Below are 15,142 nucleotides of genomic sequence, written 5' to 3'. Positions count from 1 at the left end.
TGACGGGATTGCCCTTGTTGTCAATGACCACGCGCCCCGTGCCCACCCATCGCGGCGAGGCGGTGGCCAACACTACCGCGCCGTTCTCGTCCTTGACAAGCCCCCCGTTCTCGTCGCGCACCGGCGCAAGACCGGGCTCGGCCTGCACCTTCTTCAGGATCTCACGCCCGAGCCCGTCGAGGTACGTGTAGCTGTGTTGCCAGGGCGTCAGCGCATCCCCGTGCCGCTCGCGCGCGGCAGCATGCACGACGTTGGGTTTGCCCGTCGTGCGCCATACGTCGAGGTCGTACGCGAACGTCGTGGTTGGATCCGTGAGCGTGTCCCCGTCGTTCGAGCCGACCTTGCCCATCACGGCCGTCGCCACGACCATCCCGAGCTCGTCGAGCTTCACAGCGCTGCGATTGCCGTTCGGGTCGGTGACGAGCGTGGGCCCGAGGACGCGGTAGTCGTTTGTCGCGGTGACCGTATTACCGAGCGGATCCTCGGCGGACGTCACGAGCAAGTCGTGGACGTCGTACGTGATGGTCGTAGGATTGCCGAGCGGATCCCGGATCTCGACCGGCAAGTAGAACTTGTTCGGGTCGAACACCTGACGGCCAGTTCGCACCCAGTACTCGCTGTTCTCCTCGATGTACCCGCCCTCGGCGAGCATGGTCGAGGTCACGCGCGAGCCATAGGCCGCGGTCAAGAGCCCGGGCGTGAAGGCAAGCGCGTACGTCTCGTAAGGCAGCGCGAGTGCGTCGATGGTGCCGAAGGGCAGCGCCGCGGGGGAAGAGCCGGACAGCGTCGTGCTGTCGTAGTAGACCTGTCGTACCCGCTCGACCAGGCGCTTTTGCATCGTGCTGCTGTTGGGCGTCGCCTCGTAGTCGATCGCGACGGCCGCGTCCGCGGCGCCAAGCACCTCGCTGAACGAGAACAGCGTGCTTCGTGTCGTGGAGAGCCCCGTGAGCTCGTACGTTCGCGTCTCCTTGGGCACTCCGAGGCGGTACCAGCTCGGCTGCTTGTCCTCGTTGACCACGTCGCTCTCGGTCAGGGTGGCTAAGAGTCCCTGCTCGGGCATGTCCTGCGGGATGCTCCGCCGGGCGTATGCAATGCTCACTGAGCGCTCCACGTGCCCGAACGGATCCACCTCGAGCACCAGCGTGTGCACGACGCGCGGGTCATCGGGATCGCGCTCGTAATGCACCTCCACGCTCTCGCGAACCCACGCGTGGAAAGACCCGAACGCCTTCGCCGTCGCCGATTGCAGGCGCCGGATCTCCGCGCAGCTCTCCGTCACCACGTACGGGTGCGACTCCGCCTCGGAACCATCGAGCGCGTAGACCTCCGTGCGGAGGATTTGCCCCTTGAGCGCCCGGCAGGCCTCACGCAGGTCCCTCGGCGACAACCCCGTCTGCAGCACGGCATCGGGCAATTCCGGTCTCTGCCCGTCACCGGCATAATACTCTTTCTCGAACTGCTTCGCGATCCGGCTCCTGTCGATGAACGCGCCCGTATGGAACCACGTCTTCGTGAGCACCGGCGGCAGGTGGAATTCCTCCTCCACCGGTGGAGCCTCCGCGAAGAGCCCCTTTCCGCGCTCGGCCGAGAACGACTCCGCGTCGTATTGCTCGACGAGGCCAAACCCCCGGAACTCTCGCTCCGCGCCGTCGTAGTACCCGTGATGATACTTGTACGTACTGACGAACCGCGCCTTGCTGACTGCGTCGAACGTCTCCACACGCGTGAGCACGTGCACGGGGAACGACAGCCGCGTCACCCACGGCTTTCCAGCCTTCAGATCCTCCAGGTAAAACTTCGTCGAGGGCGCATACTCGAGCTTCGTCTCGGCCCCGAGGTTGTTCTTGACCGACGTGAGTAGATACGGCTTCTTGCTGCCCAAAAGATCGATGTACCGCATCGGCGGCTTCGCCACGCCCCGCCACGGCGATGACCACACGAGACACGCCGTACCGGACCCGAGCAGATCGACCACGCCCACGGTGGACATGGAATCGGCCGTCGGGAACCCCGGCATTCGCACCGGCTCACTCCAGCCGTTCCCCGCCTGGTTGAACACGATGACTGCACCTTCGCCGGCTACGTACACGATATCCGTGGTCCCGGTCCCATCGATATCGCCGAGGCGAATCCGGCGCGGATCGAACGTGTGCGAATCATCGAACAGCGGCGCCTTGCTCATCTGCACCTTGGCGCCGAACCGCCCATGCCCGAGGTTCGGCCAGTAGCAGATGCTCCCATTACGGACGCGCACGATGTCGGGCAAACCGTCCCCGCTCATGTCCGCCACGAAGATCGCCTGCGTCATGTCCGCGAACACGAGCGTCGGGCTCTTGTCCTCGTCGTAGACCTTCGGCAACACCCGCGGCGGGCCCCATCCGCCCTTGCCGAGCGACGGGTACCAGAGCTGTACGTGATCGGTCGTGACCAGAATGTCGTCGAGTCCATCGCCGGAAAGGTCGATGAAACGGACCCGCGGGTCATTCCAGTTGACGTTCGGCTGCGAGGGGAACGGCACGAAGGGCCCCCAGCCGCCCTCTGGCGTCCGCTCGTGATAACCCGAGGTCCCCTCTGGTGTGAGCTCCACGAGGCATTGCCGCCCCTCGCTCCCGACGTCGAGGAGCTGCGCTCCGCCGCCCGACGCCATGGCCGGCCGGCTCGCGAGCAAGCGCGCCGGCGCGAGGTGCCCATCACCGAGGTTTTGCTTGTAGTAAAATGCCCCCTGCTGCTCGCAGAGCACGCCGGGAATGCCCTCGCCATTGAGATCGACCCATCGTGCGGTTTGTCCGTCCACACCGCCAGGTAGGTCTTCGAGGCTTCGTGGATCGAGGAGTTTGACGGCGGTCTGGAGCTCGGGCAACGAATACCCGAGATCGAGCGGCGGCAGGGACTTTTTCGAGTAGCCGCTCTGCGTCTTGATGTACCCCGACTGCGTGACCGAAACGAGCCGGGTGAGCGCCGGCCCCTCGGCATACGTGAAGTCGGTGGAGCGCACGAGCACCGGATCCTCACCGAGCTCGGGGAAGTGGTGGAACATCAGCACCCGCCGGCAAAGGCGGTACGTGCGGATCTCGAAGGTCGAGCGATAGCTCGAGAACGGATCCTGCCGGCAGGGCCATGGATTCTCCTCCGCGGGCGTCGGCGCCACGGCACCGTGCTCGCCGTAATCGAAGACGACCTCGAAGAGGAAGTCCTGTGCCTGGAAGGGCACTGTATTCCCGTACCGGATCCGCTTCAGGTAGCGGTTTACGACCGGCGCGTCCCCCGAGAGCCGTTGCCTCTCGTAGACGGCATTCGGCACATTCGCGAAGTCCTCAGCCTTGTAGTCATATACGATGACGTTCCCGAGCGCGTCCTCGGTGCGCTCGAGCAGCCACGAGAAGACCTTGGTCGGGGCCGCAGGGCTCGTGATACGAGCCCCCTCGGACTGGCCATAGACGCTCGTGACGTTGTCCTTCGTCGTGGCTCGCCAGTAAACGTTGCCGTCCCCCTTCTCCGTGACGCGCTCGATGCGCGCGAAGAGGCCTTCCACCCGGGGGCGATACCGCTCGATGCGCTCGACAGCGTCGTCCTTCGGGACGTCGCGCACCCAGTTGCCTTGCCCCTCCTCATCGAGCTTGGGCACGAGGTCTTCCGCGCCCGACATGATGAACACGTCGGATTCGCGGAAGTCCTCGTACTCGGGCAAACCACGCTCGGTCTTACGAGAGATCGAGGGCACGGAGAGCCGAAAGCCCACACCAAAGGGCCCATTGCCACCGCCGGAATCGTACGCGACGGCGAGCTCGGGCCCGAACCCGCCGCGGCCAGGCGACACCGCAATCGGGACCGTGAGGGATCCCGTGCCGCTCACCAGGCTCGCGGCGAACTTCTCGCCGAGTCCACGAACCGCGCCGCCCCCCTTCGGAAGCGACGGGCTCGGGGCCTTGACCGCCTCGGGCGCGGTCGTCTTGGGCTTCGGTGCAAAACCTTTCTGCTCCATGGCGTGCCCTCTCTCCTGTTTCAGCGTCGCTTCCGAGCCTATTGCTGCTGGTACTCGCAGACGATCCAGATGTCTTCGAGCTTCGTATCCGCCAGCGTGACTACCTTCAATTTCCAGGGCGCGCTCTCCGCGAGGATTGGCTCTGCGGCCGGCATGTCATCCACCAGCAGAAGGTCGCCATACTCGCTCTGAGAAGTCTTCAGCGTCAGGTTCGGCGTACCCGAGAACGGTGCGCCTGGCGATTGGAGCTCGGCCGATAGCTGGGTGGCCGCGCCGCCCGATCGCTTGGCGAAGACACGCACCCTCGTGATCTCGAGGTTGCGCTCCCCGAGCAGCGGTTGGAAGAGCCGCGAGCCGAGTGGCAACGAAAGGACATACTCGACCGGAGCTCCCTGGCCCGTGATGAACACGTGCCATGCGTCGGGGAAATCCGTCTTTGCGCTGAAGAGCCGGAAGCCGGTCGGGCCGTCAGCGGTACCCAGCGCGTTCAGCGCCGCCGTCTTGAGATTCTCGCCGCCCTCCCGCGCCGTGTAACGCACGTGCAGAACCACGTCGTGCACAGCCGTCGGGTCGAAGCGGTTCGTCCCCTTGTCGAGCTCCATTCGCCACGTGCTGTCCGAGCCCGCGCCCTCGAAGGGCAGATACCGTTCGTCGCGGAAGACCAGCTCGAAGAGCCCGGCGTCGCTCTGGCCACTGCTCGTCACGATGGATGGGATGGATCCATAATGGTCGAGGAATCGAGCATCGGGCCCGGATGCGCCGGTCTTCCGAGGATAGTTGGCGGCCAGGCTCGGGGTCGAAGCGACCTCGCTGTTCATCCTCACGCTGCTCTTCAGCAACGTGAGCTTGCTGTTCACCCCGGCATAGGGTCCGTTCACGACCGGCACCGTCATGCTGACGGACTTGATGCGCCTCAAGTAATGCCCCGGCCAATCCTGATCGAAGAGCGCCTCGGGCAGCTCGACCTCGCATTGGCCCGTCTCGCGCAGCTTCAGGAGCGCCAGCGGGGCAACCTCCGCGAGCGAGACGTGCTTCGTGATCTCGTACTCGCGCCTGTTCTGCTCCAGGTACGCGACCTCCATGCGCCGAAGGTCGTGCTGGAGCTTCTCGCCCATCATCAGGCCCTTCTTCATGCTGTCCCAGGGGACGAACTGGACGTAGCTCGCCTCAGGCTGCGCAAGCTCGAACTGGAACGCCCGTTCGGCCCGCTTCGCGAGCTCGTACGCCAACTTGTAGCCCTGGAAGTACACGGCTGAGGCCTGCGATACCATCCAGTCGTAAAGCTCCTCGTTCGTGTGCTTGGTGCGCAGGTACTCCTCGACCTCTTTCGCGTTCTTGACGGAGAGCTCGTGGTTCTGGAGCTCCTTCTTTGCGATATCGAGGCGGATCTCCCCGGCGACGATCTGCCGATCGATTTGCTCGAGCTCCTTCTGCGCAAGCCGCTCCTGGAGCTTCCACTCCTCCCAGCGACGCTTGTAGCTGGCCGCCGTCGCACTCCGCGACGCATCCGCGTGGTGCATGCTTGCAAGCAGGGAGTGGAACTGCGCGCCGGCGTCCAGAACGCCGCCAAGTTGGACGCCGCCGAACTCGCTCTTCACCTCCGGAGGGAACGGTCCCCCAATCGTAATTTGAGGAACCAGCTTCAGCACGGAAGCGAAGGTTTGTGCGATCCCCGCATTCATGGTCTCGAAATTGGCCCAACCCGTGAGATTCGCCTGCATCTCCTCTTCCGGAATCATGTACTCGATCCGGTTATAGAACGTCAGGCGCTCCTCGATGACCGCCCGCGAGCGTCGAATCGCCGCCAGCGACTCCATGGCCTCGTCGACCTGGCGCTTCCTCGTCTCGCGCACGGCCGTGAGCACGTCGAGCTCGTGCCTCGATCGCAAGATCGAGAGCGTCTCGCCGTCCCGTTTTTCGAGCGCCGCGAGGAGCGCGCCACCCATGGCAATCACGCTGCTCGTGAACTCCAGCGCCTTGGGCTGGAGCACCGAGAAGCGGTAGAGGGGCAGCGGGACGTTGACATCCGACAGCAGGGCGCCAATGTCCACCCCGGCCGCCGTCGCCTGCACGAGCAACGCCGGATCGATCGGCGGCTCGAACAGCGGGAGCTGCCGCACCGTGCCGTCGATGTTCATGCAATGGCGGATCTTGAACAGCCTATCCGCCACCGTGTCCCAGAGCCCGAGCAGCTTCTCGTTTTGCGGCACGCAGAAATAGAGCGTCAGGAGGGCCGGCGGTGGCTCGCGTCGCGTGCATAGGGCGTTCGGCGCCGGCGGCGGCAAGATGCTCTCGACGACGAGCGCATTCGAGAACTCGTCGATGCCTGGCTCGAGGTCCGCATACGTGCGGTCCGATGCGGCCTTCTCCTTCACGAGACGCGGGCGCTCACCGAGAATCTGCGCGGCCAGGATGTAGAGCTGCGTTGCCTCGTTGATCGACTCGAGCGTATCGCGCTGGAACAAGCTATCGCCCCAGGAAAGGAGGTTCTCGACGTACTTCATCACGACCGCCTTCTGGTAGGCGAGCGGTCGCATACGTGCGATCAGGTGCGGATTGAACGGCGTCTCCCGCCAGCGTGCGATTTGCGCCACCATGTCCTGCGTGGCTCCCGATTCGGAAGAGAGCCCGAAGAGCTCTGCGATGAGCTGGGCATTCGGGTTCTCGACGCTCGTTTGATTGCCCGAGAGTTCTTCGAGCTGTGCCTGGATCGAGGCGAGGTCGACGTTCTCGCGGAAGGGACGCACGTACCAGTAGCGCTCCGGCCCGTCCCCAGGCGCCCCGCCCGTCGGGTCGAAGATGTAACGGAACCAGCGGTCCGCCTCCTCGAAGCGGCTGTTCTTCGACAGGCGCGTGGCGATGAGGAAGGGCGCGTGGAAAAACAGCTCCCAGTTGTATTGCGAGTATGCGCCTCCGTAGGAGAAGTCGACCGTCTCCTTGGGGAAGGGCTGGCCTGCATGAGCCTGCGGCGCGTAGGACCCCTCGATGGGTGCCCAACGGCCTTGGATCGGCGACTCCTGCTCGGACCAGCGCAGCAGCCCGTCCACCCCTCCCTTCGCGACGAGCCGCGTGAAGTCGCAGGTGTAGGGATGGTAGAACAGGTGGAATCGGTAGAATCGCTCGATCTCGTAGTCGACATCGAGATCGAGCTTGGGCTCGTTGGCCCACTCGAGGACCACTTCATCGAGGTCGTTTGCTGCATCGCCGACGATTGGCGCCTTCCCATTGGGGATGACCTTCGCGAGATCCTTCCACGCAGTCGCCGTGCGGCGCTGAAGATCCATGAAGAACACTCGCCCGAAATCGCTGAGGAACAGAGACTCCTGCGAGCGGTGCGGGCTCAACTGGACGAATTCGCGATTTCTGTCCTGGAGCATCCAGTACCGGTCCCCCGTCCTCCTGAGCACCGGGGCGCTGATCGACCACTTGTCCCCCGATGCCGAGCCCGATGTGTGCATCGGAAGCCTCACGGCCTGCGAAATCCCCTGCTGCTCGACCTCCTCCTCCTCGTTGTAGAAAGTAAGGAGCGCCTTGTCCGAGTCATAGATCTCTCTCAAGCCCATGAACAGCGGCGTTGCATACTCTGGAGCCCAGCCATGGAACCACATACCCTCGTCCCAGGCGTCGTCCTTGGTGAAGGTTCGTGATTCCGAGGCGGCCTCGATCACCCCCGAACACGGCCCGATTTTGAACCTCCCTGCGACCGCGTACGTAGCCAGGTAGCTGATCTTGATCCCGTACCAGTTCACGAGGCAGGTCACCGTCAAGTCCGTGCCGGTGCTCTCGACCATGAAGGAAATCCACTTGCGCTCGATCGTGGGGCGCACGGTGATGCCCAGATTCGCGGTGGTCTTGATCGGCCCCCAAGCGCCATCTCGGAGCTCGCTCCACGCGAGCGTGATCCTCCAGTACTTGCGCGTAGACGAGTCGTCTTTTTGGGTGCCGTCAGCTCGCTCCTCGAAGATGGGCCAAAGCAGATGCAGCCTGCGGTTCCAGATCGTGGCGAGCAAGTGGTCCCCCGGGATATCGAGGTCGATCTTCTCCCACGCCGTCCAGTACTCCGAATCGATCCGCTTGCGATAATAGTAGCGGTGCGGCGGCGCGGCCGTCCTCGCGATCACGTGAAGGACATCGACGTCGTCTTCGAGCTCGTGGCACATCGCTGCCACGTCGAGCCGCCCCACCTCGTGCAGGCTCTCGAGGTACTCGAGGTAGGCAGATTCGGCCGTCTCCGCGTTGATCTCGCCCTGGAGCAGCCGGCTCTCCAGCGTCTTGAAGAACGGCGTCTTGTCGTCTCGGAGCTCCGGCTCGATCCAGTTCTCCGGATAAAGGAAGACCTTGCGGTTGGCCTCCCAAACGCGATAGCTCTTCAACCATTGCCATTCACGGGCCGCCTCCTCGTCGAGCTCGACCTTGTCTTTCTCGAGCAGGAGGAATGCGCGCTGGACGAAGGTCTGGACGGAGCTGATGGCCTGCTTGATGCGGGAGGTGAGCTGGCACGGGCTCATCTCCACGTCGATGAGCAGGTCCTGGAAAAGCTCGTTCGGACTCGCGTAGTCCCGCTTCGCGACGAGATATCCGACGAGCGCGTTGCGCTGCTTCTCGCGCAGCACGTCGCGCAGCGGGCGGGCAACCTCGCTCCAGCGCGCGTCGTCGTGCTTGGCACGCGCCACGCGCTTGATGTCGAGCGCGACATCGGCATGGGTAGCGTCCTCGACATCGGCCCAGAGCGTGCCTTGCGCGGCGGACGCGCCGAGGCGGCCGAGGAGCTGGAAGGCGCGGTGGAGGCAGAGGAGCCCCTTCTCGTCGCGGAGATCCGATAGCGTGAAAGCAAAAGTCACCGTGATGAGGTGCTCGACGCCGTCACGCGGCCAGCCGGTGCGCGCCGAGAGTTCGTCATAGAAGGCCGCGGCTTGCCCCGCATTGCTTTTCGCGAAGATGGCCAGCAGATCCTCACGGCCATTCCGCAGCGTGTCGCGGAAGGAGGCCAGGTCGACGAGACGCAAGAGCTTTGCGAAACGCTCCTGCCGGTCCGAGTCTGCGTCTTGCTCCCCGAGCAGCAGGGTATTCAGATCGAGCGTTGCGTCCGTCGGGTACGGCGAGGCCAGCTCCGACGCGTGGAGCTTCAGCCGCTGGATGACCAGCGCGGCCTTGTGAAGGAGCCGGACGGCGTTTTGGCGTTGCGCCTCCGTCGCGACAGCGGGCGGGACGTATTCGACTGCCGCATTCATTTCCGGCAGGAAATCGGATATCGCGGAGGCCGCCTCGATGGCAAAGGACCCGAGCGCCTCCGTGAGCAGGTGCTCGACCATCTCGGCGTCGAGCTTCATCTCGGTCGCGAGCTTCTGCTTGACGACGCTCTCCGCCCGCACCCTGCGCTGATGGTTGAGCAGGTACGCAAGGGCATACGCGAACCGCTGGTCTACGTCCGCAAGGAGCGGCCCGCCCACCTCGCTCGACAGACCGACGAGTTTGTCCTTGGCCTTTGCGACATCACTGCCGAAGAAGGGGGTCAGATGCAGATCGATGAGTGTGCGCTGCTCCGTCCGCGTAAGCGCCGAACGTCCGTTGATCACCGCAACGATCGCTTCTGCCTTCGCGGCGCGCTCGGCTCGGGTTTCCCCGGCGAGGAGCTCCTCCAGACGCCCGCGGGTAGAATCGCCCTCGGGATCCGGGACGACAACCGTTTCGGCCACGACCTTGTCGAGGGCCGCCTTGATGTCCTCCACGATCCGCTGGAGGACAGCATCGGAGAGCGCCGCTTGCGTCCCCGGCGGCGGGGCGTGCCGGACCAGGAAATGCAGCTCGGCAATGCTGAACCTGGACCGCCGCACCTTCGCCACGAGTTCGACGAACGCCCGCGTGGTGGCCGGCACGGCTAGCGTTTCGGAGTCCACCGTGAGCGCTCTGAGGCCAGAGAGCGAAAGCAGCACGAGGAGGTCGGGAATACTGAGGCGCAGACCCCTCGCCAGCGCGACGATACGATGAAGCCGCGAGAGGTTTTCCACGGTCAGGAGCGCGTCTGCGGTGAGCGGGCTCGTGACGCCAATGTGCTTCTCGGCAACTTCGGGCATGACGAGCAGCGCCAGTTCCACGGCGCTGATGCGCAACCCCGCGAGAATGCCCGCGGCATGATTGAGGAGGAGCAGGGGATTCTGCGGATCCGGCTCACCAAGAGCCGCCTCGAAAGCTGGATCGGCCGTGAGGGCCTTGTTCAGGAAAAGCTCCTCGTAGAGCGACTTGCCCCACTCCTCGCTCGAACGCGTCCCGATGTTCCCCCAGAACGAGAGGAGCACGGGCAGCGGCAGATCGAGCTCCTTCCGCAATGCCACGATACCAGCCACGTCGCGCACGACCTTCGCGTCGATGTCCGTCGCGCCGAGGGAGGTGAGCGTCCAGTCGAGCTCGGTGATGCGGAAGCCGAGCCGCTTGCGCAGGCGAAGGAAACGGTGGATCCGCCCGAGGAGCGCTGCGTCGAGCCCGTCCAGCAATTTCGTATCGATATCGCAGCCCGTCTCGGGGTTCAACTTCACCGTTGGCGAGGCGGCCGGATTCACGTATTTCGTGGCGAGCAGCTCCCGAAGTTCATTGAAGGAAAGCCCTGCCTGCTCGAGGAACCGCGGGACGGGCGCGAGCTTCTGGACCCAGTTGACCTCCGGCATTCCCCAGCACGCATACGCCGTGGGGGCCCCCGAGGTTTGTTGCGTGACGATCTCCCACTCCCGCTTCGACATGCGCAGGCGCTCGCGCGCGATCTGGTCGCTGACATCGCCAGAGGGCAGCTTCATTGCTTCGACGAGCTCGTGCCGGGGAACGCCGAGATGTTCGAGGTAGACTCGTGCCTCTTCATCCCACAGGTGGAACGGCAAATCGAAGGGATGGACCGCAGCGGCGAGCCCGGCGTAGGCCGCATTGCGCGCCGCGAGGTATTTCACCTCGGGCTCGGCCAGAAGCTCCTGCGGCGTCCCCGCGCTCGTGATGTCCTGCGTCCCGAGATAGTCCAGCCCATCCAGCTCGTTGGCAACGACGGCCTCGAGGATCTCGTTGACGAGATCGATATAAGGCAGGGTCGTGTCCGTGTTCTTGCAAGAAAGGAGGAGCCGCGCGATGTCCGGCCTTCGTGCAGGAGGCGCATCCGTGTCCCCCGGAAGAGCACCGATGAGGACGTCCCGGGCCGACCAGTAGGCTGGGTTTTGCTCGGTGCTCTCCGGCGTCTCGATTTTCGAATCGTGGCGGTCGAGGAACTCGAGCAGATCCACGAGGTAGGCCGCGGGGCCATACACGGACCTGCAATGCTCGCACACGCAGCCATCCAGAGAGCCGAAGAGGGAGGTCCAGTCCGCGATGTTCTGTTCCTCGTTGGGGGTGGCGAGCGTCACGAGGTCCGGGAGGGTCGCGATTTTCGGCCCATGGAAGCTGCTGCCGTACTTGGCGAAGAGCGCGGTGGAAGCGGACGCGATCCAGCAAGCCCTGCCGAAGATCGCCTCGGCTCGTTCGATTCCAAATTCGGAGCCGAACTTGGCGACGAAGCGGCGTTTGCCCATGCGGTGGATGCGCTGCGCCGAGTGGAGATCGGCCTCGAGGAGCGGCTTCATCTCACGGTGCCGCGGCGTGATGTGGAAGATCCGCTCCATCTTCTTCAGCCGCTCGGTCGTGGCGGCGACATCGCTCACGCCCGTCATCGCGCCGCTCGTTTCCGCGAGGTACTTCGATACGCGCATCGAGCCGAACTCGAAATTCGGGTTGTGCTCGAAGAACACGCGAATACCAGACCCGGCCACCTCGTCCCGGATGACCCGGTCCGCGATGACCGCGGTGGGGAAGGCCGCCTCCATCGTGCTCAGGAGGACGTTCGCGTAATTCTCCCGTCGATGTTCTGGCTCTGTGCCCGGCGTATCCTGTGCGGGCCCAATCGGCGCTTCGCCGCCAATATCGAAAATCGTGAACCAGTCAGTTTTGTCGTATTTGGCGATGTCACGAATACTCGTCAGGGTACCCGCGCTGAAACGCGAAGCGAGCTCACGGATGAGCCCCGCGTGGTAGCGCGTGAGCGCGCCGAGCTGCATCACGAGCTTGAGCTTGTCGATGGTCGCGGGATCCTCGAAACCCTCACGCGCGGAGAGCTTCGTCCAAAAGTCATCGACGGTCCCTTTCCCTTGGTGTTCGATGACCGCGCGCGCGAAATCCTCCTCCAGTCCCCCGAGCTCGACCCCGTTGAAGATATGGGCAAGCGAGCTGGGGCCACCCACCCGCGATCCGGCAGCGAGTGGTGCCATTCTGACGACGAATTTCTCGATGATGTCGTCGATGTTCGCGGTCGGTAGAGAAGGAATGATATTCTCTCCCATGGCCTGCTCGAGTGCGCGCCGGAGGGTGCTTCGGCGCTGCGAAAGGAGCTCGCGACGTGTCTGGGGCAGACCTTGCCGCAGGAGCGCGTAGACAAGCGCCACATTGACGTCGGGATGGTAGTCGACATCGATCTCGTCCTCGAGACGAACCGCCTTTACGAACAGGTCGACGAGATCGCGCTCTTCGCCGGTCCTGCAAGCCACCAGATCGATCAGGGTCGAGATTTCTTGCAGCTCCAGTACCCGTTCGGGATCGATCAGCACAGCCCGGCTGAAGACAGACTCGACGTGTTTGGCCACCCTGTGGACCTCGGAACGTCCGCGCGATCTCGCGTTATTTGCCACGAGGTCCACGTGCGCCGTGGCGGGAGCACGACAGACTTTTACGGCGACCGTCGAATCTGTCGTCACAGTCGCCCGTACCAGGAGATTGGCATGGGTACCGTTCGCCGGCGTGTAGGAGATGCAGAACTGCCCCGACGAATCCGTGGTATCGTTACCCAGGGGCAACTCATTCAGGAGCGGCGGCTCGGGCGGCTCGGGCGTCGGAGGTGTCGTATTATACACGACGTCATAGGCGGCGACCGGCTTTCCAACGAGAGGTGAGCCATCCGAGTCCGTAAGCCTTCCTCGCACGACCAGCTCGGAGGGTTGCCCCTCCCTGGTCGCACCGAGGTCGACAGCGATGCGGATGCGCTGCGCTGCGGCAGACGGCTGCCAGGTGACGGTCAGCGGCTCGAGCTGCTGCCAGGTGACGGTAGGCGGCTCGAGCTGCGGCGTGGCCGTGAAGAGATGAAACTTGAGAGCAGGCCTGCGCGCGAAAAACAGCGAGTCGAGGTACGTGTCGGTCACGGTGATGGCAAAGTCGCCAACCTCGTCGGTCTTCGCGACGGCTACGAGGTCCCGGCAGATGCCTTCCCGATCCCACAGCTCGACGCGCACGGCGTCGACACCTTTGCCCGTTGCCGCATCGACGATCCGGCCGTGGAGCCGGTAAGCGATATCCGTGACGTTCTCCAGTTCGAGCTCCTCATTCATATGCTCACCGCGCTCCTTTGATCGAGTGACGCCGCCTTCACAGAGGCGAGCAAAGCCATGCCAGCCCGAGGCATAGACCATCGGGCAAGGCGCCCCACGAGCACACCACGGCCCCTGTCGTCGCATGAATTGCGGCGAGCACGAGCTTCGACATGCGCACCACAATCCGCGAGATAGACGCGACCCATGCCCTGCGTCCACCTCGTGGTGGCGATGCACACGCCTCTTGTAGACCTATCGATACATACCCCGGGGCGAAATGTCGCCCCGCGTATTCATGTTCTCACCTTTTGCAAAATGGACCACTCCCGCCCTCGAAGAGCGCCGAGAAAAACTCTGCGCATCACGAGGTAGGCACCGACCGCGCGGCGACGCGATGCACGACGACCCACGGTCGAACCTCACGAATCGGCAGGAATAAAATTCCCTGTCCTACCGAGGTGCGAACGCGGGGCGGCGGCAACGTTTATAAGCCACACGTCGGCCAGGCTCCCGAGCATCGGGCGCCCGCATTTTCCTACAGATGTAATTGGCAGACGGCTGGGGTTCCGTCCAGGGGATTGATCTGGGTCCGTACGGTTCTGGAGGACATGTGGGTACGGTGTGGTCCCCTGTCACCCAGGCCGGAATGCCAATCGATGCTGGAACGGCCATTTTCGAGCACGCTTCCGACTGCGGGGGGCGATGCTCGGATGGCGTAGGACACGGAATGTCCTATGCGTTGGGTCGTTCAACGATCATTTTAAAAGTCAAGGTCTTCAACACGTCGAGGAGGGCGTGAGGGGCGGTGATGACCTTGCCGTGGCGCTCATTGCGGGTCGCCGGACGCCAGGGGGTCGGAAGTGGCACCTGGTCGCGCGAAAGGGCGTGCGCCGGCGTCTGCGAGACGCGGATCCAGCAGGTTACGCCGGGTCAGGGGTGACGGAATCCGAAGCGGAGGCGGGAGCAGGGGCGGGAGCGGAAGCGGAGGCGGGGTAGGGCCAGGGCTCACGGCTCCACGCGGCAGATGAGCGCAATCCGGTTGGGCGAGTGCGCCACCGGCCCCTTTCCATAGTACCGCACCATGGCCTGGTCCTCCGACAGGCAAGACATGGTCGGCGTATTCGGCTTTTCGACGTAGCAAAACCCGTTCGCCACGGCCTCGTCCATGTTGTCGCTGTGCTGACAAGCGACGAGCGCCTCCCCGGTGAGCCTCGGGATTTCGCACAGGCAGCTATCCTCGAAAAGCGGGGCGACGAGGGCCCGAAGGTGCGCGTTCTCCGGGGACGGTGGCACCTCCCACGGGCCATTGCAGTCGCAAATGCCGTCGCGATGCTCCACGACGACGGTGCACTCGGGCTGCCCGTCGCCGTCGAGAGGCAATGTCTCGTCGAGGCAGCGACCGGCGATCCACGTGTCTGCGGTGCCGCCAAGATCGATGCCGAGGATGGAAAAGGGCGACGACTCCGTATCCACATCCACATTCGCTCCGCAGCCGGCGAGGGCCAGGATCAGCGGAACGACGGAAGCTCTGTTCATCAAGATCATGGCGTACGCCATAGCATGCCGCCGCACGCCAGGCTATTTCGTTGCCCCCTCGACGAGCGCGCGCCAACGGTGGTGGCATACATGCCACCCTGTTGCCGTTGAGAAGCGACGCCTGCCGGTGAACGTTCCTCGCTTTCGGGAGCAGGTTCCTCATCCTGCTTGGCGTGGCGAGCCGGTTGTAGTGGACATCGTTCTCCCTGGGCTGGCGAAGGATCGGCCACCGCGTGGCGAAGGATCGGGCCTCCCT

General features: G+C 64.2%; 3 protein-coding genes. All 3 read right to left on the bottom strand.

Annotation, left to right across the window (positions count from 1 at the left end; all coding sequences use genetic code 11):
- Window positions 1-3,982 (bottom strand): SpvB/TcaC N-terminal domain-containing protein (locus tag KEG57_RS23320; RefSeq protein WP_272458808.1); only part of this gene is annotated, 3,982 nt, incomplete at its 3' end.
- A gap of 38 nt (window positions 3,983-4,020) precedes the next feature.
- Window positions 4,021-13,368 carry a Tc toxin subunit A-related protein gene (locus tag KEG57_RS23315; protein WP_272458807.1) on the bottom strand — a complete coding sequence of 3,116 codons (9,348 nt, stop codon included), beginning with the start codon at window positions 13,366-13,368 and terminating at the stop codon, window positions 4,021-4,023.
- Window positions 13,369-14,355: 987 nt separating this feature from the next.
- A complete protein-coding gene (locus tag KEG57_RS23310) occupies window positions 14,356-14,895 on the bottom strand; it encodes a hypothetical protein (protein ID WP_272423445.1) in 540 nt (179 codons plus the stop codon).
- Between the last annotated feature and the right edge of the window lie 247 nt (window positions 14,896-15,142).

This window comes from Polyangium jinanense (assembly GCF_028435365.1).
The sequence above is the reverse complement of the archived record's forward strand: the minus strand, read 5'-3'. Positions and strand labels throughout refer to the sequence as shown.